The following is a 21,466-nucleotide window of genomic DNA, read 5'->3' as shown; positions in this document are numbered from 1 at the left end:
GGAGCGTAGACGGCAGGTGTGCGCCGCGGCAGGGGCGGGTCGGCAGGTGGGCGGGTGCCGGCGGGCCGGCGATCGTAGGCTGCCCGGCATGAGCATCATCGGAGTGGGGATCGATGTCGCCGAGATCGACCGGTTTCGCGCGTCGTTGGAGCGGACTCCCGGGCTGGCCGACCGGCTGTTCGTGGAGCGGGAGCTGCTGCTGCCCAGCGGGGAGCGGCGCGGGATCGCCTCGCTCGCGGCCCGGTTCGCCGCCAAGGAGGCGCTGGCGAAGGCGCTGGGGGCGCCGCCGGGGCTGCACTGGACCGATGCCGAGGTGTACGTCGAGGACAGCGGACAGCCCCGGCTGCGGGTGAAGGGCACCGTGGCCGCGCGCGCCGCCGAGCTGGGCGTGCGGTCCTGGCATGTGTCGCTCAGCCATGACGCGGGGGTCGCCTCGGCGGTGGTGGTCGCCGAGGGCTGAGCGCCCGGGTGTGGGGGACGGCCGTTCCGGGGCAGACTCGGTGCCATGCGTACTGCGTACAGCGTGGAGACGGTAAGGGCGGCCGAACGGGCGCTGATGGCACGGCTGCCGGAGGGTGGTGCGCTGATGCAGCGGGCCGCCGCCGGGCTGGCCGCTGCCTGCGCCGAGTTGCTGGGGCGGGTCTACGGCAGCCGGGTGGTGCTGCTCGTCGGCAGCGGCGACAACGGCGGCGACGCGCTGTACGCGGGGGCGCGGCTGGCCCGGCGGGGGGCCGGGGTCACGGCCGTACTCCTTACGCCCGAACGGGCGCATGCCGGCGGGCTGGGCGCCCTGCGCAGGGCCGGTGGGTCCGTCGCCGCGTCCGAGGCCGCCGGCGAACTGATCGGGCGGGCCGATCTCGTGGTGGACGGGATCGTGGGGATCGGCGGCAAGGGCGGGCTGCGGCCCGAAGCGGAGGCCCTGGCCGATGCCGCCCGGCGGTCCCGTGCCGCCGTGGTGGCCGTGGACCTGCCCAGCGGGATCGAGGCCGACACCGGGGAGGTGCGCGGAGCCGCGGTCCGGGCCGACCTCACCGTCACCTTCGGTACCTACAAGCCCGGCTTGCTGATCGATCCGGCGCGGGAGTACGCCGGGGTCGTACGGCTCGTCGACATCGGTCTCGAGCTGCCCGCCGAGGGCGAGCTCCAGGCTCTGCAACACGCCGATGTGGCACGGCTGTTGCCGATGCCGGCCGGGGAGAGCGACAAGTACCGGCGGGGCGTCGTCGGGATCGCCGCCGGGTCCGCGCGCTATCCGGGGGCCGCCGTGCTCGCCGTCTCCGGGGCGCTGCGGGGCGGGGCGGGGGCCGTGCGGTACGTCGGGCCCGCGGGGGAGGCCGTCATCGCCCGCTTCCCGGAGACGCTCGTGTCCGATCGGGGGCCGCGGAAGGCGGGGCGCGTACAGGCCTGGGTGGTCGGGCCGGGCGCCGGGGACGACGTGGCGACCGTGGCCGAGGTGCTGGAGGCGGACGTGCCGGTGCTGCTGGACGCGGACGGGCTGCGGCTGGCCGAGCGGGACGCGGTGCGCGGGCGTACGGCGCCGACGCTGATGACCCCTCATGCCGGGGAGGCGGCCGCGCTGCTGGGCGTACGGCGGGAGGAGGTCGAGGGGGCCCGGCTGGCGGCGGTGCGGGAGCTGGCGGCGGTGTACCGGGCGACGGTGCTGCTGAAGGGGTCCACGACGCTGGTCGCCGACGCGGGGGGCGGGGCGGTGCGGGTGAACGCCACGGGGACCTCCTGGCTGGCTACGGCGGGCAGCGGGGACGTGCTGTCGGGACTCGCCGGGTCTCTGCTGGCGTCGGGTCTGCCGGCCGTGGACGCGGGGAGTGCGGCGGCGTATCTCCACGGCCTGGCCGGGCGGTTCGCGGCGGAGGGGGCGCCGGTGGGGGCGCATGACGTCGCCGCACGGATCCCGCAGGCGTGGCGGGACGTGCGGGCGCTGTAACAGACGGGGCCGGATCCGCCGGCCCGCGCTGGGGCGGGACGGTTCGTCTGGCCTGCGCCGGCGGCGGTGCGCCGAGCTGCGGCCTGCCGGGGGCCGGGTCGCTCACCGGCGCCTGCGGGGTGCCGAGCGCCCCGAAGGGCGCGGGGCCGCGTTGCCTATGCGGCTACCGCCGCGCGGGCGTGGCCCAGCCCCCCGCACCCGCACTCCGGCGACGACCGACGTACCCCGCTCCACCCCTCGGGTGACCCCTCCGCGCGGCACCGCTGATCCGGCGGAGCCCCGCGTTTGGCTGATTGCATGATCAGCAGACGAATCGCGTCCAGGGGTGTCGCGGTGCTGCTCGCCACCGCGACCGCCCTCCCGGCGGCCGGCACCGTGGCCGCCGCCGTACCTGCCGTGCAGCCGGGACTCGTCCCCGCGGCCGGCGCCCCCGCACCCCCCGCCCCGGCCCCGGCCCCCGCCCCCGAACTGGTCCCCGGTGTCGCCCCCGGGCCCGCTCAGCCGTGGCAGATCGACACGCCCGACCAGGCGCTCCCGCCGAAGGTGTACACGCCCACCGCCCAGGAGGACGCCGTCGAGCCCGAGACCGCGGTCGCGGGGGCGTACGACCTCATCGAGTACGTGCCGCTCGCCGACGCCGTGGCCAAGGTGGCCTGCAGCATGCAGGCCGGCCCGTATCAGCGGCAGGTGGAGCGCTGGCTGAAGCTGAAGGTCGACGGCAAGCAGTCCGCCGCCGACTGCGAGGCCATCCGCGCGTTCCAGGTCAAGTACAAGATCAAGCCCGCCATCGGGTTCGCGGGGCCGGTCACCTGGTCGACGATGATGCTCGTCTCGGCGAAGAAGGACCCGAACGCCGCCAAGAAGTGTCCCGTCCGGTCGTACAAGGTCGCCTGCGTCGATCTGGACCGCCAGCTCACCTGGGTGCAGAAGGGCGCCAAGGCGGTGTTCGGGCCGGTGCCGATGCGCAGCGGGCGCAAGGGGCTTGTCACCAGGAAGGGCTGGCACACCGTCTACTGGAAGCACAAGAACCACGTGTCGACCCTGTACAACCAGCCCATGCCGTACGCCCAGTTCTTCGACGGCGGCCAGGCCTTCCACGGCGTCTACGGCAGCATCTACACCACCGTCGGCTCCTACGGCTGCGTCAACCTCACGCTCCCCGACGCGCGCAAGCTGTGGGACGTGCTGAAGCAGGGCGACCACGTCTACGTGTGGGGGCGCCGGCCGGGTACCTGAGACTGCGACCGGCGCCCGAACGGCCCTCTGAGACACTGGGGGCGCGATGACTGAGACTGCGACTGTGCCGACCGCCCCCCTGCGCGCCCGCGCAGAGATCGATCTGGGCGCCCTGCGGGCCAATGTGCACGCCCTGCGTGCCCGGGCGAAGGACGCTGCCCTGATGGCCGTCGTCAAGTCCGACGGCTACGGCCACGGGGCGGTGCCGTGCGCCCGCGAGGCCCTCGCGGCGGGCGCGACCTGGCTCGGCACGGCCACGCCCGAGGAGGCCCTCGCGCTGCGCGCGGCCGGACTGCCGGGCCGCATCCTGTGCTGGCTGTGGGTGCCCGGCGGCCCCTGGCGGCAGGCGGTCGAGGCCGACATCGACATGTCCCTGAGCGGGATGTGGGCCCTGCGGGAGGCCGTCGCGGCCGCCCGCGAGGCCGGTCGCACCGCGCGCGTGCAGCTCAAGGCCGACACCGGGCTCGGCCGCAACGGCTGCCAGCCGGGGGACGACTGGGCCGAGCTGGTCCGCGAGGCCCTGCGCGCCGAGGCCGAGGGGCTGGTCAGGGTCACCGGGCTGTGGTCGCACTTCGCCTGCGCCGACGAGCCCGGACATCCCTCCATCGCCGCCCAGCTGGACCGCTTCCGGGAGATGCTGGCGTACGCCGAGGAGCAGGGCGTGCGCCCCGAGGTGCGGCACATCGCCAACTCGCCCGCCACGCTCACCCTTCCGCAGACCCACTTCGACCTGGTCCGTACGGGCATCGCGATGTACGGCATCTCGCCCAGCCCGGAGCTGGGCACCCCGGCCGACTTCGGGCTGCGCCCGGCGATGACGCTCACCGCCTCGCTGGCCCTGGTCAAGCACGTCCCGGGCGGGCACGGCATCAGCTACGGCCATCACTACGTCACCTCCGGCGAGACCACCCTCGGCCTTGTCCCGGTCGGCTACGCGGACGGCATCCCCCGGCACGCCTCCGGCACCGGCCCGGTACTGGTCGACGGCAAGTGGCGTACGGTCGCCGGGCGGGTCGCCATGGACCAGTTCGTGGTGGACCTCGGCGGGGACGCGCCCGAGGTGGGCAGCGAGGCCGTGCTGTTCGGGCCCGGCGACCGCGGCGAGCCCACCGCCGAGGACTGGGCGCAGGCCTGCGGCACGATCGCTTACGAAATCGTCACACGCATCGGAACCAGGGTTCCCCGCGTCTATGTGAACGCGTCCCTGTGAACGGGGAAGAGTCGGGTAACCCGTCCGTGAGCGACGGCACGGCTCAGATGTAACGCCGGTCATACCGGCGGCACCCGATCCATCGTTACATCCGATTCACCCACCCAGGCGAACTGCAGTACGGCGAAGAGGAGCGGTACGTGAGCGAGAGCAGTGCGGAGGCCGTGGCGGACGTCGTCGCCTCGGCGGCCGCCGCCTCCGCCGCGGGGGCGGCCGGTAGCTGGCGCAGGGCGACCGGCATCGCCGGTGCCGCGATAGGTGTGCTCGCGGCGGGCGCGGCGGCCGGCGTCGCCATCGAGCGGATGACGGTCGGCCGCGGCATGCGCAGGAAGGCCCGGCTGGCGCTGGACTCCGCGGGCCCCTACGGCACCCTGCGCGGCACCCCGGGCAAGGCGCAGGCCGACGACGGCACCGAGCTGTACTACGAGGTCGACGAGGTCGAGCCCGATCCGGGGCCGAACGTCTCCCCGCGCCGGCGCCGCCTCTTCGGCCGCAAGGCCCCCGCGCCCGTGACCGTCGTCTTCTGCCACGGCTACTGCCTCAACCAGGACTCCTGGCACTTCCAGCGGGCGGCCCTGCGCGGGGTCGTCCGGACCGTGCACTGGGACCAGCGCAGCCACGGCCGCTCCGGGCGGGGTGTGGCCCAGACCCGGGACCGGGTGCCGGTCACCATCGACCAGCTCGGCCGCGATCTGAAGGCCGTACTCGACGCCGCCGTACCGGACGGGCCGATCGTGCTGGTCGGCCACTCGATGGGCGGCATGACCGTGATGGCGCTCGCCTCCGAGTTCCCGGAGCTGATCCGGGACCGGGTCGTCGCCACCGCCTTGGTGGGGACGTCGTCCGGGCGGCTCGGCGAGGTCAACTTCGGGCTGCCGCTCGCCGGCGTCAATGCGGTGCGCCGGATCCTGCCCGGGGTGCTGAAGGCGCTCGGGCAGCAGGCGGAGCTGGTGGAGAAGGGGCGCCGGGCCACCGCCGATCTGTTCGCCGGGATCATCAAGCGGTACTCGTTCGCGGGGCGGGACGTCGACCCGGCCGTCGAGCGGTTCGCCGAGCGCATGATCGAGTCGACGCCGATCGACGTGGTCGCCGAGTTCTACCCGGCCTTCACCGACCACGACAAGACCGAGGCGCTCGCCTGCTTCCGGGACATGCCGGTGCTCGTGCTGGCCGGCGTCCAGGACCTGGTCACGCCCAGCGAGCACAGCGAGGCCATCGCCGACCTGCTGCCCGACGCCGAGCTGGTCCTCGTCCCGGACGCCGGGCACCTGGTGATGCTGGAACACCCGGAAGTGGTCACCGACCGCCTCGCCGACCTGCTCACCCGCGCGGGTGCGGTGCCCGCAGGAGCTACGGTTATGGGCTATGGAAGCACCAGCAGCACCGCGGGACCCCGCTGAGACCCGGCTGACGATCACCTCGCCCGAGCAGATGCGGGAGCTGGGCCGCAGGCTGGCCAAGCTGTTGCGCGCGGGCGACCTGGTGATGCTCAGCGGTGAGCTCGGCGCCGGCAAGACCACGCTGACCCGTGGCCTGGGCGAGGGCCTCGGCGTGCGCGGCGCGGTCACCTCGCCGACCTTCGTGATCGCCCGGGTGCACCCCTCCCTCGGCGGCGGCCCGCCCCTCGTCCACGTGGACGCCTACCGGCTCGGCGGCGGCCTGGACGAGATGGAGGACCTGGACCTCGACGTCAGCCTGCCCGACTCGGTGATCGTCGTGGAGTGGGGCGAGGGCAAGGTCGAGGAGCTGACCGAGGACCGGCTCCAGGTGGTCATCCACCGTGCCGTCGGCGACACCACGGACGAGGTACGGCACGTGACGCTGAGCGGGCTGGGGGAGCGCTGGGCCGAGGCGGGCCTGGAGACGCTCACCGCCTGAGGGGCATCAGGATTCCGACAGGCCGTCGGCAACATATTGCGCAGGACGTCCCGGGCATGGTCATATGGTATCCAGCCCGTAGTTAGGCATGCCTAACTACATCCGCCCCCGCACCTCAGGAGGCGTCCATGCCCGAGTCCCGACCCGCCGGGGTCTCCATGCGCGACCTGCTCGCGGCGTGCGCGGCGGCTCAGGCGGTCTCGTCGCCCCCAGGGGATCCGGAGGAGCGCCCGGACGGGGCCCAGGGCCGTGTGGAACCCGCGGCCACCGCCGCACGGGCGCGCCCGGCCACCACGCACCCGCAGCCGGACGACGGCCCATCACAGCACCCCCACGCCGCTTAGCGCATCCACGCCGCTCAGCGGATGACGACCACCTTCACCCCGACCGTCCCGAACTCCCACATCGCCAGCCCGTCGAGCCGTGTCTCCCGGATCCCCCCGGTCCGAAGGCCGGGCTCGGCCGCCGCCCGCTCCCCGCCGACCGCCGCGCTGAAGCCGATCGCCACGCCGTCCACGCTGGTGAACCGCACCACGTGCTCGATGGGCGTACCGTCCGTCCCGTTGGTCGCGCTCGAGCGCGACGTCACCCAGTACGTGCCCACCGGCGGATCGACCGTGCCCGGGTCGACCCTGTAGGTCCGCACCACCTGGTCGGTCCGGTCGACCAGCCAGACCCGGTCGTCGTCCACCGAGTACACGATCCGTTCCCCCGTACCGGACCCGCCCGGCAGGGCGGTCGGGTTGCCCGGGTCGCGCGGCGCCTTCGTGGCGGTCGCCGAGGGTGACGCGCTCGCCGCGGGCCTGCCCAGACTCGCCGGTACGGCCGTCCTGGCCTGGTAGCCGAGCAAGCCGACGGCCGCGAGGGCCACCGCGGTGAGGCCGGCCACGATGCCCGAGCTGGTCCCTGCCACGTGCGCCCACCTCCGCCTCGCGTCATATGTCGTACTTCGTACAGACCGTAGCAGTCGGTGACCGAACGACCCGGACGGCCATGCACGGGGCGCGGGCGCCGTAGGCTGTTCGCGTGCTCTTGCTCGCTCTGGATACCGCAACACCCGCCGTGACCGTCGCCCTGCACGACGGCACGGACGTCGTCGCCTCGTCGAGTCAGGTGGACGCGCGCCGGCACGGAGAGCTGCTGCTGCCGGCCGTGGACCGCGTGCTCGCCGAGGCCGGGCTGAAGCTGGAGGCGGTCACCGGGATCGTCGTCGGCATCGGGCCCGGCCCCTACACCGGCCTGCGCGTCGGCCTGATGACCGCCGACACCTTCGGCCTCGCGCTGGGCGTCCCCGTGCACGGCGTGTGCACGCTGGACGGCCTCGCCTACGCCGCCGACATCGAGAAGGGCCCCTTCGTCGTGGCGACCGACGCCCGGCGCAAGGAGGTCTACTGGGCGAAGTACGCCGACTCCCGGACCCGGCTTACCGACCCGGCCGTGGACCGGCCGGCCGACATCGCCGAGCAGGTCGCGGGCCTCCCGGCGGTCGGTGCGGGCGCGCTGCTGTACCCGGACACCTTCCCGGGCACGCACGAGCCCGAGCACGTCTCGGCCGCCGCCCTCGCCTCGCTCGCCGTCGAGAGGCTGGCCGCGGGCGAGGAACTGCCGGCCCCCCGGCCGCTGTACCTGCGCCGGCCGGACGCCCAGGTCCCCAAGAACTACAAGGTGGTCACCCCGAAGTGACCGTGCGACTGCGCGAGATGCGCTGGTGGGACATCGACCGGGTCCTGGAGCTGGAGAAGGACCTGTTCCCCGAGGACGCCTGGTCCCGGGGGATGTTCTGGTCCGAGCTGGCCCACTCCCGGGGCGCCGAGGCGACCCGGCGCTATCTCGTGGCCGAGACCGACGGCCGCATCATCGGGTACGCCGGCCTGGTCGCCGCCGGTGAGCAGGGCGACGTCCAGACCATCGCCGTGGAGCGTGAGCACCAGGGCACCGGCCTCGGCGCCCTGCTGCTGGCCGAGCTGCTGCGCGCGGCGACCGCGTTCGAGTGCCACGAGGTGATGCTCGAATGCCGGGTCGACAACGTCCGCGCACAGAAGCTCTACGAGCGCTTCGGCTTCGAGCCGATCGGCTTCCGGCGCGGCTACTACCAGCCGGGCAACGTGGACGCCCTGGTGATGCGCCTGAGCGACCCCTCTTCATCAGTACGTCCATCAGTACAGGAAACCGAGAGCAATGACTGACTCACGCGACGAGCCGCTGGTACTCGGCATCGAGACCTCCTGCGACGAGACCGGCGTCGGCATCGTCCGCGGTACCACCCTGCTGGCGGATGCCGTCGCCTCCAGCGTCGACGAGCACGCCCGCTTCGGCGGTGTCGTCCCGGAGGTGGCCTCCCGCGCCCATCTGGAGGCGATGGTCCCGACCATCGACCGCGCCCTGAAGGAGGCCGGTGTCTCCGCCAAGGACCTCGACGGCATCGCCGTGACCGCGGGCCCCGGCCTCGCGGGCGCCCTCCTCGTCGGCGTCTCGGCCGCCAAGGCGTACGCCTACGCCCTGGGCAAGCCGTTGTACGGCGTCAACCACCTCGCCTCGCACATCTGCGTCGACCAGCTGGAGCACGGCCCGCTGCCGGAGCCGACGATGGCCCTGCTGGTCTCCGGCGGCCATTCCTCCCTGCTGCTGTCGGAGGACATCACCTCCGACGTCCGCCCGATGGGCTCGACCATCGACGACGCGGCCGGCGAGGCCTTCGACAAGATCGCCCGCGTGCTGAACCTGGGCTTCCCCGGCGGCCCGGTCATCGACCGGTACGCACGCGAGGGCGACCCGGAGGCCATCGCCTTCCCGCGCGGCCTGACCGGCCCCCGCGACCCGGCCTACGACTTCTCCTTCTCCGGCCTGAAGACGGCCGTGGCCCGCTGGATCGAGGCCAGGCGCGCGGCCGGCGAGGAGGTCCCCGTCCGTGATGTGGCCGCGTCCTTCCAGGAGGCCGTCGTCGACGTGCTGACCCGCAAGGCCGTCCGCGCCTGCAAGGACGAGGGCGTGGACCACCTGATGATCGGCGGCGGTGTCGCGGCCAACTCCCGGCTGCGCGCCCTCGCCCAGGAGCGCTGCGAGGCGGCCGGTATCCGGCTGCGCGTCCCGCGCCCCAAGCTGTGCACGGACAACGGCGCGATGGTGGCCGCGCTCGGCGCCGAGATGGTCGCCCGTAACCGGGCCGCCTCCAGCTGGGACCTGTCGGCCGACTCCTCCCTGCCGGTCACCGAGGCGCACGTCCCGGGCAACCACGACCATGTGCACGAGGTCAGCAAGGAGAACCTGTACTCGTGACCGTCGCGCTGATGTGGGAGGCCCGGGCGGCCGAAGGGCGGGGTGCGGAACTCCTCGCCTGGGTACGCGAACAACGCCTGCCCGAAGAGCCGTTGCGCCGCGAGACCTTCCGTGCGCCGCAGGACCGGGTGCTGGTCATCACCTGGTGGGACGCGTCGTACGACGCCGAACTGCCCGAACTGCCCGAGCCGGACGGTGAGTTGGTGACCCGGGCCGTGCACCGCTGGCGGTTCGAGCCGGTGGCCGACGGCCGGAGTTGAGGAGTGCGGCCGGACTGGGCTATGATCATCACACAGCGAACGGCCGGAACCCCGGAAACGGGAACGCCGACCCGGACGCAGTGCGTTGGTGGTCCAAGGAAAGACGTCCCGCTTCCTGCGGGGAGATGCAGGTGCAAGGCCTGCCCGGCGCTCCACCGAAACCCCGCCCCGGATCTCCGGGGCGGGGTTTCGCGTTACCGGCGGCCGGCCCGCTGCGGCTGGACCGCCTCCGCCTCGGGGCCGGTGACCTCCGGGGCCGTCGCCGCCCGCCGCTCCTGAAGGTGGGCGTACGCCATCAGGCCGAACAGCACCGCGAGCAGCACCGCCGAGGAACCCGGCGTACCCAGGTCCAGACCGCCCTTGGCGACCGGCTTGGTCAGGAAGTCGCCGGCCGTGGCGCCCAGCGGGCGGGTCAGCACGAACGCGATCCAGAAGAGGAGGACGTTCGGCACCGCCGGGACCTTCATCAGGGCGACCAGGACGATCAGGACGCCGGTCACCAGGGCGGCGCCGCCCAGGTAGCCGAGGCCGGAGCTGTCGGACAGGAAGTCGCCCATCGAGGTGCCGAGGGTGTTGGAGACCAGGATCGCCGACCAGAACAGGGCCTCGCCCCGGAAGGTGACGATCTCGGTGATCTGGAAGGTCATCCCGCTCAGCTTCCAGCCGAGGAAGATCAGCAGCAGGATCGAGATCAGGATCGCCGCGCCCTCGGGGTAACCGAGGCCGAGCCCTTGCGGGCCCCAGCCGAGGTGGGTCGCGCCGTTCGAGAGGAACTTCGCGCTGGCGTCCCGGTTCATGAAGTCGGACATGGTGGTGCCGGCCATGGAGGTCGACAGGATCACGGTCCAGTAGAAGAACGGGTTGTAGCGCCGGGAGCACAGCTGGACCACCAGCGTCACCACGAAGACCAGGAACAGGGCGATGGTGGTGAGGAAGTAGCCGAGCTTGAGGGTCTGGGCGAACAGGTCGCCCGCGGTCTCGCCCAGGGTCGTCGCCGCGATCTTCATGATCCAGAACGCGAGGGTGACCTCGGGCAGTTTCTTCATGACGGACTTCGTGGTCGTCAAAGGTGCTCCTGCCGGGTGGGGGGTGATCATTTACGGCCCGACCCTGCCAGGGGCAATCTGAAAGCATCCTGAACGCCCGTGTCAGAGGTCTTGCGAAAGCGGGTTCGATGTGCTTCCGCCGTGGCTCAATACGTTCCACGCGGCCCTTGAGGTTCAATCAGTCTCTGGGAGATCTCCACATCGCACCGCGGCCGTCCGTCCGTCTGTCCGTTCCGGGCCCCCGGTTCCGACTGTTCCGAAGGTGCTCAACGGCCGCGCCGAGCTGTCCGAGTCGGCCGGCCGGCCCGCCCCGGGCCGGACCTGGGCCGACCAGGTGGCCGCGCGCCGCCCGCACGGCGTGGTCCTCGTGCTGTCCGGGCTCGACGAGTCCCAGCTGGCGCTGCCGACCAGCCGCTCCATCCCGTTCGTGGTGATGGACCCGGCCGGCGACCCGGGCCCGGACATGCCCTCCATCGGCGCCACCAACCGGCAGGGCGGACTGGCCGCCACCCGCCATCCGGTGGAACTCGGCCACACCGGATCGGCGCGATCAGCGGCCCGTCCCCGACGATGTGCAGCCGGGCCCGCGCCGGCGGCTACCGTGCCGCCCTGGAGACGGTCGATGCCTCCTGCAACGGGCCGGTGCCGGACGGCGGTTCGGTGACGTTCGGTATCAACGCGTCCTGGAGCGGCGGCGATCCGGCACCCACGGTGACACCGGGTCGAGCCGGCGGATGAGAATTGCCGAAGAAAACCGACTCTCACCGCTTGTGCTAACAGTCCCCTAATAATTCGGACTTACGTTCCTGTCGTGACGCGACACGAGGAGCACGGCGAAGCGGGCAGAGGGGTCGGCCGGCGGTCCGGAGCGCTGAGGATCGTCGGTCTCACCCTCGCGGGCGCCCTGGTGCTGGGCACGGCCACGGTGGGCTGGGTGTACTGGCATCTGAACCACAACATCAGGGGCGTCGACATCAACAGCGCGCTCGGCGACGACCGGCCCGCCCCGCCGAGGACCACCCCGTCCCCGGCCGGCTCGGCCTCCGCCGCCCCGCTGCCGACCGGCTCCCTGAACATCCTGGTCCTCGGCTCGGACTCGCGCAGCGGCAAGGCCGACAAGGAACTCGGCGGCGGCGACAGTTCCGGCGCCCGCTCGGACACGGCGATGGTCGTGCACATCGACGCGGGCCGGACGAGCGCCACCGTGGTCAGCATCCCGCGCGACACCCTCGTCACCCGCCCGTCCTGCCCGCTGGCCTCGGGCGGCTCGACGGCGGTGGCCTACAACGCGATGTTCAACACCGCCTATGAGACGGGCGGGCCGGTGTGCGCGGTGAAGACCGTCGAGTCGATCACGAACGTCCGCATGGACCACTACATCGGGATCGACTTCTCCGGCTTCGCGAAACTGGTCGACGCGCTCGGCGGGGTCGACGTCACCACCACGCAGGACATCGACGACGACATGAGCCATCTGCACCTCAAGTCCGGCCACCACCACCTGGACGGCAAGCAGGCCCTGGCCCTCGCCCGCACCCGGCACGGCATAGGCGACGGCAGCGACCTCGGCCGCATAGGCCTGCAACAGATGCTGGTGAAGGACCTGCTGGGGCAGATGGCCGGTACCAGGCTGCTCACCGACCCCGCCAAGCTGTACCGGGTCGCCGCAGCGGTCACCGCGAGCCTCACCACCGACACCGGCCTGGACTCCCTGCCCGAGCTGATCCGGCTCGGCCAGAGCCTGAACGGCCTGACCTCCGACCAGGTGAGGACGGTGACGATGCCGGTCGTCACCGCCCCCTGGGACCCCAACCGGGTGATCGCGAAGCAGCCCGCGGCGAGCGAACTGTGGGCGTCCCTGCGCTGAGCCGGTCCGGTCCTGGCGAAGAGCGGAAGAATCCACCGGAAAAAATCTTCGGCGAGCGTGTCGATCCGGGTGTCTCCCGTTCGACGCAGGGGTGAGCGGCGGAAAGAGACCCGCCGCCCGACCGAAGGAGTCACCATGCCCCGCTACCTGTCCCTCGTGCGCATCGACGAGTCCTCCGCCCCCGCCGAAGGCCCCAGCCCCGAGCTGATGCGGCGGATGGGCGAGCTGATCGAGGAGGTCACCAAGGCCGGCGTCATGCTCGACACCGCCGGGCTCACCCCGTCCGCCCAGGGCACCCGGGTGCGCTGGGAGGGCGGCAAGATCTCCGTCACCGACGGGCCGTTCACCGAGACCAAGGAGGCCATCGGCGGCTACGCCCTCATGCAGTGCAAGGACAAGGCCGAGGCGCTGGAGTGGGCCAAGCGGTTCCTGCAGGTCCACGAGGACTTCTGGACCGTGACCTGTGAGGTGCGCGAGATCGCCGAGGGCTGAGGTACCTGGCGCGGTGCCGTACGGGGGTGTTGCATGGTGGGCTGTGGAACCACAGCCCACCGCGGCGCCGGACAGCACCGCCCACACCATCGAGACCGTCTTCCGTCTGGAGTCGCCCCGTGTCATCGCCGGCGTCGCCCGGATCGTCCGGGACGTCGGCATCGCCGAGGAACTGGCCCAGGACGCGCTGGTCGCCGCCCTGGAGCAGTGGCCCCGCGACGGCGTGCCGGACAACCCCGGCGCCTGGCTCATGGCGACCGCCCGGCACCGCGCCGTCGACCTGATCCGGCGCCGTGAGACCTACGCCCGCAAGCTCGCCGAGATCGGCCGGGACCTGGAGACGACGGCCCCGCCGGAGGTTCCTGCCGACCCGGACGACATCGACGACGACCTGCTCCGGCTCGTCTTCACCGCCTGCCACCCGGTGCTGTCCCCCGAGGCCCGCACCGCGCTCACCCTGCGCCTGCTCGGTGGCCTGACCACCGCCGAGATCGCCCGTGCCTACCTCGTCCCGGAGCCGACGATCGCCCAGCGCATCGTCCGCGCCAAACGCACCCTGGCCCAGCGGAACGTCGCCTTCGAGGTTCCCCACGGGCCCGACCGCGAGGCCCGCCTCGGCTCCGTCCTGGACGTCATCTACCTGATCTTCAACGAGGGGTACGCGGCGACCGCCGGCGACGACCTGCTGCGCCCCGGACTGTGCGAGGACGCGCTGCGCCTGGCGCGCGTGCTGTCCGCGCTGATGCCCAAGGAGCCGGAGGTGCACGGCCTGACCGCGCTCCTGGAGTTCCAGGCGTCCCGCACCGCCGCCCGCACCGGCCCCGACGGCGCACCCGTCCTGCTGAAGGACCAGAACCGCCGCCGCTGGAACCGCATGCTCATCGCCCGTGGCGTCCGCGCCCTCGACCGCGCCGGCGCCACGGCGGCCGGCGCCCCGGGCCCCTACGTCCTCCAAGCCGCCATCGCCGCCTGCCACGCGCACGCCTACACCTACGAGGAGACCGACTGGCGCGCCATCGCCACCCTGTACGGCCTGCTGGCCGCCCGTGCCCCGTCCCCGGTGGTCGAGCTGAACCGCGCGGTCGCCGTGTCGATGGCCGACGGCCCGGCCGAGGGCCTGGAGCTGGTGGACGCCCTGGCCGCCGAACCCGCCCTGCGCGACTACCATCTGCTGCCCAGCGTCCGCGCCGACCTGCTGGCCCGGCTCGGCCGTCCGGCGGAGGCCCGCACGGAGCTCGAACGGGCGGCCGCCCTGACCCGCAACGAGAAGGAACGGCAACTGCTGCTGCGCCGGGCCGCCGAGGTGGCGCCGTAAGCCCTGGCCCGCTCTAGGCGGGACGTCCGACGAGCATCGTGGGTGCCCCGGCGACCCGGGTGAGGAACACGGTCGCCGCGTTCGGCCCCTGCGGCTTGACCTTCTTGCGCAGCTCCTCCGGCTCGACCGCCGACCCGCGCTTCTTCACGGTGAGCGTGCCGACCTCGCGTTCCCGCAGCAGAGCCTTCAACTTCTTGACGTTGAAGGGGAGTTGGTCGGTGATCTCATAGGCGGTGGCATACGGGGTCAGGTGCCGTTCGTCCGCGGTGACGTAGGCGATGGTGGCGTCGACCAGCCCGCCGTCCAGCTGTTCGGCCACCTCGGCGACCAGATGGGCGCGGATGACGGCACCGTCCGGCTCGTACAGGTACCGCCCCACCGGCCGCACTCCGGGATCGGGCAGCCCCTTGCCGAGGAGTGTGCGCGGACCCGGCAGCAGGGTGGCCCGGACCGCGCCCGGCTCGGTGCCGAACCACACCACCGCCTCCTTCACGTCCCCGCCGTCCGAGATCCACTCGGCCTCGGCGTCGGCGGGCACGGCCTCGTGCGGGATGCCGGGCGCGACCTTCAGCGCCGCGCGGGGAGCCGTGCGGGCGGCCTCGATCGCCCAGGACAGGGGAGGGGAGTAGGCCTCGGGGTCGAAGATCCGGCCGCGCCCGCCCCGCCGGGCCGGGTCGACGAACACGGCGTCGTACCCGCCCGTGTCCACCTCCGTGACGTCCGCCTGGCGGACCTCGATCAGCTCGCCCAGTCCCAGTGCCTCGGCGTTCGCCCGGGCCGTGGCGGCCGTGACCGGGTCCCAGTCCACGGCGAGGACCCGGATCCCGGCCCGGGCGAACGCGATCGCGTCCCCGCCGATCCCGCAGCACAGGTCGGCCACACGGGTCACACCGAGCGCCTTGAGCCGCTCCGCGCGGTACGCCGCCACGCTCGTCCGCGTCGACTGCTCGACCCCGTTCGGGGTGAAGAACATCCGCCCCGCGTCCGCCGCCCCGAACTTCGCCGCCGCCCGCTGCCGCAGCCGGGCCTGGCCGAGCGCGGCCGAGACCAGCTCGGCGGGGTGGTCGCGGCGCAGCCGGGTGGCGACGGCCAGTTCGTCCGCCGGGGCGGTGTCGCGGACCTCGTCGAGGAGGGCACGGCCTTCGGGGGTGAGGAGCAGAGCGAGGTCGTTCACCGGGTCATTGTCGGCCAGTCGGTGGATCGTGCGCCTCCGGTGGCGGTGTCGGTCCGGGCGCCGGGCCCCGGGCTGGGAGGATCCGGCACCATGCGAGCAGTCGTACAAAACGATAAAAAACGGTCCCGCATCCTGGTTCGGGGGCCGCCGCCGCACTGGCCGCCGCCTCCCTGCTGTCCAGCTGCGCCGGCTCCGACGCGACCCGCCCCGCATCCGGTCACCGCGGCCCCGTGCGGGCCCCGAGCCCTCAGGGCCGCCAGGCCGCCGAACACGCCCGTCTGGTCGCCGCCGCCGAACGCTGGGGACTGAAGCGGGTCCCGCTGACCCCGCCCCCGCCCCCCGCCGAGAAGCCGGAGATCACCGCCCGGGCCGGCTTCGAGGTGAGCCATCAGGAGGACTGGGACCTGCCGCCGGTCTTCACCACGATCCCCACCAAACGGAAGATCGTCTTCCTTACGATCGACGACGGCTCGGAGAAGGACCCCAGGTTCCTCAAGATGATGCAGGACCTGAAGATCCCGTACACCGCCTTCCTCAGCGACTACCTGGTCAAGGACGACTACGGCTACTTCCGCCGGATGCAGTCCTACGGCCACACCCTCGACAACCACACCCTGCACCACCCCTACCTGCCGGGTCTGTCCTACGAGGACCAGAAGCACGAGATCTGCGGCATGCAGGACATCATGAAGAAGCAGTTCGGCAAGCGCCCGACGGTCTTCCGCCCGCCCTACGGCAACTACAACCAGGACACCCTGCGCGCCGCCAAGGCCTGCGGCATCAAGTACGCGCCGATCTGGAACGAGGAGGTCTACGTCGACCACTGGGAGTACCGCGAGGACGACCAGAAGATGCGCCGCGGCGACATCGTCCTCACCCACTTCCGGGGCCGCTCCGACTGGGACGGCACGATGATCGACGACATGCGCCGCTTCCTGAACAAGATCACGCGCGAGGGCTACGCCGTGGCCCGCCTGGAGGACTACCTGTGAGGCCGGGGGCGGGGCACCGGAGAGCGGGCTCCGGGCGGCGCCGCCCGGCCCGGTACGCCGGCGCGTTCCTCGCCTCGGCCCTCCTGCTCGCCGGCTGCGCCCAGTCCGTCGACCCCATCGAGCGCCTCGGCAAGAAGGCCGCCGAGCGCGTGCGCCCGCACCGCGCCGCCCCCGACCAGAGTTACCGCCGCTGGGGCCTGACCGAGCCCCTCGCCAGCCCCCCGCTGCACCCCGCCCGCACCCTCGCCCTCTCCCCGCCGACCGGGGGCCGCACCCTGCCCCGCGCCGTGGACCACGTCCCCACCCCCGACCGGGTCGTCTTCCTCACCTACGACGACGGAGCCGAGAAGGACCCCCGCTTCGTCGACATGGTCCGCGAACTCCGGCTGCCGGTCAGCATGTTCCTCACCGACAGCGTCGTCGGCCCCGGCTACGGCCACTTCGCCCGCCTGCACCGGCTGGGCGCCGGCATCCAGAACCACACCCTCGACCACCGCGCGCTCGCCGGGCTGCCGTACGCCGGGCAGCGCGCCGAGATCTGCGGCCAGCAGGAACGGCTCAGCTCCCGCCTCGGCCTGCGCCCCCGCCTCTTCCGCCCGCCCTACGGCTCGTACGACACCACCACCCTGCGCGCGGCGACCGACTGCGGCATCTCCACGGTCGTCCTCTGGCGCGCCGCGATGACCCCGACCGACCTCGTCTACACCCACGGCGAACACCACCTCCGCCCCGGCGACATCATCCTGGTCGGGCCGGACGAGACAACGGGCCCAAGCCTCAGGGAACGCACGGCCAGGGTGCTGCGGAGGGTGCAGCAGCGGGGGCTGACGGTGGGGCGCCTCGAGGACTACCTGTAGGGCTTGCGGCGGGACGACACCGGCCCACAAGGCACCCGGTGCGGACGGGATTCCGCCGACGCGCCGCACGGCAATTGGCACTCCGCTTGACCGAGTGCTAACCCCGGTCATAGTCTCGGCTCTGGCACTCCGCAGGTGAGAGTGCCAACAAAAGCGACGGGCAGGTCCGGCACCCGCGACGACGGATCGACCTGGTCGCCACCTCAGACAGTTAACCCCGTGAGATCTCCGAAGGGGGAGGTCGGATCGTGACGACCGCCAGCTCCAAGGTTGCCATCAAGCCGCTCGAGGACCGCATCGTGGTCCAGCCGCTGGACGCCGAGCAGACCACGGCCTCTGGCCTGGTCATCCCGGACACCGCGAAGGAGAAGCCCCAGGAGGGCGCCGTCCTCGCCGTGGGCCCGGGCCGGTTCGAGAACGGCGAGCGCCTGCCGCTCGACGTCAAGGTCGGCGACGTCGTTCTGTACAGCAAGTACGGCGGCACCGAGGTGAAGTACAACGGCGAGGAGTACCTCGTCCTCTCGGCTCGCGACGTGCTCGCGATCATCGAGAAGTAATCACCTCGAGCGTTCTTTTGCTCCTGAGCTGCGCCCCTGGCCCCCGCGACCGATAAAGAAGCCGGGCGTCCGGGGCGCAGTTGTCTTACCACCCATAGATTCCGAGAGGGCTCCCGCTGTCATGGCGAAGATCCTGAAGTTCGACGAGGACGCCCGTCGCGCCCTCGAGCGCGGCGTCAACAAGCTGGCCGACACGGTGAAGGTGACGATCGGCCCCAAGGGCCGCAACGTCGTCATCGACAAGAAGTTCGGCGCCCCCACCATCACCAACGACGGTGTCACGATCGCCCGCGAGGTCGAGATCGAGGACCCGTACGAGAACCTCGGCGCCCAGCTGGTGAAGGAGGTGGCGACCAAGACCAACGACATCGCGGGTGACGGCACCACCACCGCCACCGTGCTCGCCCAGGCGCTGGTGCGCGAGGGCCTGAAGAACGTCGCCGCCGGCGCCTCCCCGGCCGCCCTGAAGAAGGGCATCGACGCCGCCGTCGCCGCCGTCTCCGCGGAGCTGCTCGCATCGGCCCGCCCGATCGACGAGAAGTCCGACATCGCCGCCGTCGCCGCGCTGTCCGCCCAGGACCAGCAGGTCGGCGAGCTCATCGCCGAGGCGATGGACAAGGTCGGCAAGGACGGTGTCATCACCGTCGAGGAGTCCAACACCTTCGGTCTGGAGCTGGACTTCACCGAGGGCATGGCCTTCGACAAGGGCTACCTGTCGCCGTACTTCGTGACGGACCAGGAGCGCATGGAGGCCGTCCTCGACGACCCGTACATCCTCATCAACCAGGGCAAGGTCAGCTCCATCCAGGACCTGCTGCCGCTGCTGGAGAAGGTCATCCAGGCCGGCGCCTCCAAGCCGCTGCTGATCATCGCCGAGGACGTCGAGGGCGAGGCCCTGTCGACCCTGGTCGTCAACAAGATCCGCGGCACCTTCAACGCCGTCGCGGTGAAGGCCCCCGGCTTCGGCGACCGCCGCAAGGCGATGCTGCAGGACATGGCGATCCTGACCGGCGCCACCGTCATCTCCGAGGAGGTCGGCCTCAAGCTCGACCAGGTCGGCCTGGACGTGCTGGGCTCCGCCCGCCGCGTGACGGTCACCAAGGACGACACGACGATCGTCGACGGCGCCGGCAAGACCGAGGACGTCCACGGCCGCGTCGCGCAGATCAAGGCCGAGATCGAGAACACCGACTCCGACTGGGACCGCGAGAAGCTCCAGGAGCGCCTCGCGAAGCTGGCCGGCGGCGTGTGCGTGATCAAGGTCGGCGCCGCCACCGAGGTGGAGCTGAAGGAGAAGAAGCACCGTCTGGAGGACGCCATCTCCGCGACCCGCGCCGCGGTCGAGGAGGGCATCGTCTCCGGTGGTGGCTCCGCCCTGGTCCACGCCTCCAAGGTCCTCGAGGGCAACCTCGACAAGGCCGGCGACGAGGCCACCGGTGTCGCGGTCGTCCGCAACGCCGTCGTCGAGCCGCTGCGCTGGATCGGCGAGAACGCCGGCCAGGAGGGCTACGTCATCGTCTCCAAGGTCAAGGACCTGGAGAAGGGGCAGGGCTACAACGCCGCCACCGGCGAGTACGGCGACCTGGTCAAGGCCGGCGTCATCGACCCGGTGAAGGTCACCCGCTCCGCCCTGGAGAACGCCGCCTCCATCGCCTCCCTGCTGCTCACGACCGAGACCCTGGTCGTCGAGAAGAAGGAAGAGGAAGAGCCGGCCGCCGCGGGCCACGGCCACGGCCACGCCCACTGAGCCAAGCGCTCCTGAGCGAGGGCCCGGCACCGTCCTGGTGCCGGGCCCTCGCCCCTTCTACTGCTCCAACTCGTCGAGCGCGCCCAGCTGCCGCATCAGCTCCAGCGTGTCGTGCTGCCACCAGGTCTCGGCGATCTTGCCGTGGTCGGTGAACCGGAACACCGTCATCCCGGTCATGGCGACCTGTTTCCCGGTGGGTGCGATCCCGAGGAAGTCGCCCTTGTGGGTGGCGTTCCACGTCCACCGCGCGCAGGCCTCGTCGCCCTGGGTGAACACATCCTCGACGGTGAAGGCGAAGTCGAAGGCGTCGCGCCACATCCGGACCTCGGCGCGGAAGTTGTCCAGCCCGAGGGTGTCCTGCGGGTTCATCGGATCATGGCTGTGGATGTCCTCGTCCAACAGGTCGTTGAGCGGCGGCAGTTCACCCGGGGTCATCAGCGCGTCCAGGAACCGCCGTACGGTGTCCTCGGCCAGCCGCTCGTCCCGCACGACGTCCAGATCGATGAACGTCGGCATCTCCTCGCACAGCGCGACCATTCCCTGGAAGATCTTGTCGGTCTCCGGGAGGTTCGAGTTCCGCATCGCCTCCTCGTACGACGGGAACTCCACGACTTCGACGATGTGCGAGGCGTCGGAGCGGTCCTTGCCGACCAGCGCGTGCGTCGCCGTCCGCTTGCCCCTGGTCTGCGCGACCCAGTCGTCCATGAGCCGGTTCATCTCGTCCAGCCGGCTGGTCCTGCACTCGATGAGCTGTACGAAGGTCATGACGCCGCCTCCCGGCCCCCCTGGCCCGGTTTGTGTCACGCTCATTTTCGCACCGGGACGGCAGCGCCACCTGTCCGCTACTGCGGCCCGTACTTGCGCCCCGTCCTGGACGTGACCCCGCCCAGCAGCCCGCGCGGAGTCACCTTCACCAGGCCCATCAGCGCCTTGTAGCGGGGGTCGGGGATCGACAGCGACTTGCCGCGCGCCAGGTCGGCGAGGGCCGCCGTCACCAGCTTGTCGGCGTCCAGCCACATCCAGCCCGGGATGTTGTCCGTGCCCATCCCGGCCCGCTGGTGGAACTCGGTCCGCACGAATCCCGGGCACAGCGCCATCAACCGCACCCCGCTGCCGGCCAGGTCCTTGGCCGCACCCTGCGTGAACTGCACGACCCATGCCTTGGAGGCGCCGTAGGTGCCGCGCGGGACGAAGGCGGCCACGGAGGCGACGTTCACGACGCCGCCCCGGCCGCGCTCGCGCATCGCCTCCGTCGCCGCCGAGGTCAGCCGGAGCACCGCCTCGCAGTGCACCTTGAGCATCTTCAGCTCGTCGGCCATGGGCACCTCGAGATAGCGGCCCTTGTTGCCGAAGCCGGCGTTGTTGATCAGCAGGTCGACCGGGTTCTTCCGGTCGGCGAGGCGGTCGGCCACCGCCTCGATGCCCTTGTCCTGCGACAGGTCGGCGGCCAGCACCTCCACCTCGATGCCGTGCCGGTCGTGCAGTTCGGTCGCCTGCTCGCGCAGCCGTTTGGTGTCCCGGGCGACCAGGACGAGGTCGTGCCCGTCAGCCGCCAGCCGCCGCGTGAACGCGGCGCCGATCCCCGCGGTCGATCCCGTAATCAGAGCCGTTGTCATG

The 21,466-nt window shown here is 72.1% G+C and carries 23 protein-coding genes and 1 pseudogene; 19 read left to right on the top strand and 5 right to left on the bottom strand.

What is annotated here, in order from left to right; all coding sequences use genetic code 11:
* The first annotated feature begins 88 nt into the window (after positions 1-88).
* From BFF78_RS17310 to BFF78_RS17280, 7 genes are all read left to right on the top strand, one after another.
* Complete coding sequence (locus BFF78_RS17310) at positions 89-460, top strand: holo-ACP synthase (protein ID WP_069779197.1); 372 nt, start codon at positions 89-91, stop codon at positions 458-460.
* A 45-nt stretch (positions 461-505) separates the two neighbouring features.
* Complete coding sequence (locus BFF78_RS17305) at positions 506-1,942, top strand: NAD(P)H-hydrate dehydratase (protein WP_099054886.1); 1,437 nt, start codon at positions 506-508, stop codon at positions 1,940-1,942.
* Between the two features lie 297 nt (positions 1,943-2,239).
* Positions 2,240-3,178 carry a L,D-transpeptidase family protein gene (locus tag BFF78_RS17300; protein WP_069779196.1) on the top strand — a complete coding sequence of 313 codons (939 nt, stop codon included), beginning with the start codon at positions 2,240-2,242 and terminating at the stop codon, positions 3,176-3,178.
* A gap of 46 nt (positions 3,179-3,224) precedes the next feature.
* Positions 3,225-4,388, top strand: coding sequence for an alanine racemase (gene alr, locus BFF78_RS17295; protein ID WP_069779195.1), 1,164 nt, complete (start codon positions 3,225-3,227; stop codon positions 4,386-4,388).
* A gap of 140 nt (positions 4,389-4,528) precedes the next feature.
* Entirely contained in the window at positions 4,529-5,788 is a 1,260-nt protein-coding gene (locus tag BFF78_RS17290; RefSeq protein ID WP_069779194.1) for an alpha/beta fold hydrolase, read from the top strand.
* Positions 5,754-6,266, top strand: coding sequence for a tRNA (adenosine(37)-N6)-threonylcarbamoyltransferase complex ATPase subunit type 1 TsaE (tsaE, locus tag BFF78_RS17285; RefSeq protein WP_069779193.1), 513 nt, complete (start codon positions 5,754-5,756; stop codon positions 6,264-6,266). The genes BFF78_RS17290 and tsaE overlap by 35 nt, the downstream gene beginning before the upstream one ends.
* A gap of 128 nt (positions 6,267-6,394) precedes the next feature.
* Positions 6,395-6,610, top strand: a complete 216-nt coding sequence (locus BFF78_RS17280; protein WP_069779192.1) for a hypothetical protein — start codon at positions 6,395-6,397, stop codon at positions 6,608-6,610.
* Between the two features lie 14 nt (positions 6,611-6,624).
* On the opposite strand, the gene BFF78_RS17275 is transcribed toward BFF78_RS17280, so the two are convergent.
* Positions 6,625-7,179, bottom strand: a complete 555-nt coding sequence (locus tag BFF78_RS17275; RefSeq protein WP_069779191.1) for a hypothetical protein — start codon at positions 7,177-7,179, stop codon at positions 6,625-6,627.
* Positions 7,180-7,292: 113 nt separating this feature from the next.
* Between BFF78_RS17275 and tsaB the strand changes: the two genes are divergently transcribed.
* Genes tsaB through BFF78_RS17255 form a run of 4 tightly spaced genes read left to right on the top strand, consistent with a single transcriptional unit; the run spans position 7,293 to position 9,802 of the window.
* Positions 7,293-7,949 carry a tRNA (adenosine(37)-N6)-threonylcarbamoyltransferase complex dimerization subunit type 1 TsaB gene (tsaB, locus tag BFF78_RS17270; protein WP_069779190.1) on the top strand — a complete coding sequence of 219 codons (657 nt, stop codon included), beginning with the start codon at positions 7,293-7,295 and terminating at the stop codon, positions 7,947-7,949.
* Between the two features lie 17 nt (positions 7,950-7,966).
* Complete coding sequence (gene rimI / locus BFF78_RS17265; protein WP_069783632.1) at positions 7,967-8,452, top strand: ribosomal protein S18-alanine N-acetyltransferase; 486 nt, start codon at positions 7,967-7,969, stop codon at positions 8,450-8,452.
* Complete coding sequence (gene tsaD, locus BFF78_RS17260; RefSeq protein ID WP_069779189.1) at positions 8,445-9,542, top strand: tRNA (adenosine(37)-N6)-threonylcarbamoyltransferase complex transferase subunit TsaD; 1,098 nt, start codon at positions 8,445-8,447, stop codon at positions 9,540-9,542. The genes rimI and tsaD overlap by 8 nt, the downstream gene beginning before the upstream one ends.
* On the top strand, positions 9,539-9,802 hold the full coding sequence (locus tag BFF78_RS17255; protein ID WP_069779188.1) for a hypothetical protein: 264 nt from the start codon (positions 9,539-9,541) through the stop codon (positions 9,800-9,802). The genes tsaD and BFF78_RS17255 overlap by 4 nt, the downstream gene beginning before the upstream one ends.
* 194 nt (positions 9,803-9,996) lie before the next feature.
* Here the strand turns inward: BFF78_RS17255 and BFF78_RS17245 are convergent, their stop codons facing one another.
* A complete protein-coding gene (locus BFF78_RS17245) occupies positions 9,997-10,869 on the bottom strand; it encodes a COG4705 family protein (RefSeq protein ID WP_227025863.1) in 873 nt (290 codons plus the stop codon).
* A gap of 262 nt (positions 10,870-11,131) precedes the next feature.
* Between BFF78_RS17245 and BFF78_RS17240 the strand changes: the two are divergent.
* The 4 genes and pseudogenes from BFF78_RS17240 to BFF78_RS17225 all read left to right on the top strand — a co-directional run.
* Positions 11,132-11,466 (top strand): annotated as a pseudogene (locus BFF78_RS17240) (type 1 periplasmic-binding domain-containing protein); the annotation flags it as partial.
* Between the two features lie 193 nt (positions 11,467-11,659).
* Complete coding sequence (locus BFF78_RS17235; protein ID WP_193433480.1) at positions 11,660-12,715, top strand: LCP family protein; 1,056 nt, start codon at positions 11,660-11,662, stop codon at positions 12,713-12,715.
* Between the two features lie 135 nt (positions 12,716-12,850).
* Positions 12,851-13,207 (top strand): YciI family protein, encoded by a 357-nt coding sequence (locus tag BFF78_RS17230; protein ID WP_069779185.1) that lies wholly within the window; start codon positions 12,851-12,853, stop codon positions 13,205-13,207.
* A 43-nt stretch (positions 13,208-13,250) separates the two neighbouring features.
* Positions 13,251-14,522 (top strand): RNA polymerase sigma factor, encoded by a 1,272-nt coding sequence (locus BFF78_RS17225; protein ID WP_069779184.1) that lies wholly within the window; start codon positions 13,251-13,253, stop codon positions 14,520-14,522.
* A gap of 13 nt (positions 14,523-14,535) precedes the next feature.
* Here BFF78_RS17225 and BFF78_RS17220 read toward each other — a convergent pair whose 3' ends face one another.
* Entirely contained in the window at positions 14,536-15,696 is a 1,161-nt protein-coding gene (locus BFF78_RS17220; RefSeq protein WP_069779183.1) for a class I SAM-dependent methyltransferase, read from the bottom strand.
* A 230-nt stretch (positions 15,697-15,926) separates the two neighbouring features.
* On the opposite strand from BFF78_RS17220, the gene BFF78_RS17215 reads away from it, so the two are divergent.
* The 4 genes from BFF78_RS17215 to groL all read left to right on the top strand — a co-directional run bounded on the left by BFF78_RS17215 (position 15,927) and on the right by groL (position 19,849).
* Positions 15,927-16,688, top strand: coding sequence for a polysaccharide deacetylase family protein (locus tag BFF78_RS17215; RefSeq protein ID WP_227025862.1), 762 nt, complete (start codon positions 15,927-15,929; stop codon positions 16,686-16,688).
* On the top strand, positions 16,685-17,545 hold the full coding sequence (locus tag BFF78_RS17210; RefSeq protein ID WP_079161359.1) for a polysaccharide deacetylase family protein: 861 nt from the start codon (positions 16,685-16,687) through the stop codon (positions 17,543-17,545). The genes BFF78_RS17215 and BFF78_RS17210 overlap by 4 nt, the downstream gene beginning before the upstream one ends.
* A gap of 248 nt (positions 17,546-17,793) precedes the next feature.
* Entirely contained in the window at positions 17,794-18,102 is a 309-nt protein-coding gene (gene groES / locus BFF78_RS17205; protein ID WP_039652762.1) for a co-chaperone GroES, read from the top strand.
* A gap of 121 nt (positions 18,103-18,223) precedes the next feature.
* A complete protein-coding gene (gene groL, locus BFF78_RS17200) occupies positions 18,224-19,849 on the top strand; it encodes a chaperonin GroEL (RefSeq protein WP_069779181.1) in 1,626 nt (541 codons plus the stop codon).
* A 57-nt stretch (positions 19,850-19,906) separates the two neighbouring features.
* On the opposite strand, the gene BFF78_RS17195 is transcribed toward groL, so the two are convergent.
* A complete protein-coding gene (locus BFF78_RS17195) occupies positions 19,907-20,614 on the bottom strand; it encodes an ester cyclase (RefSeq protein ID WP_069779180.1) in 708 nt (235 codons plus the stop codon).
* 77 nt (positions 20,615-20,691) lie between these two features.
* Positions 20,692-21,465, bottom strand: coding sequence for an SDR family NAD(P)-dependent oxidoreductase (locus BFF78_RS17190; RefSeq protein WP_069779179.1), 774 nt, complete (start codon positions 21,463-21,465; stop codon positions 20,692-20,694).
* Position 21,466 lies beyond the last annotated feature (1 nt).

Origin of the sequence: Streptomyces fodineus, from assembly GCF_001735805.1 — a bacterium.
Classification (GTDB): domain Bacteria; phylum Actinomycetota; class Actinomycetes; order Streptomycetales; family Streptomycetaceae; genus Streptomyces; species Streptomyces fodineus.
The sequence above is the reverse complement of the archived record's forward strand: the minus strand, read 5'-3'. Positions and strand labels throughout refer to the sequence as shown.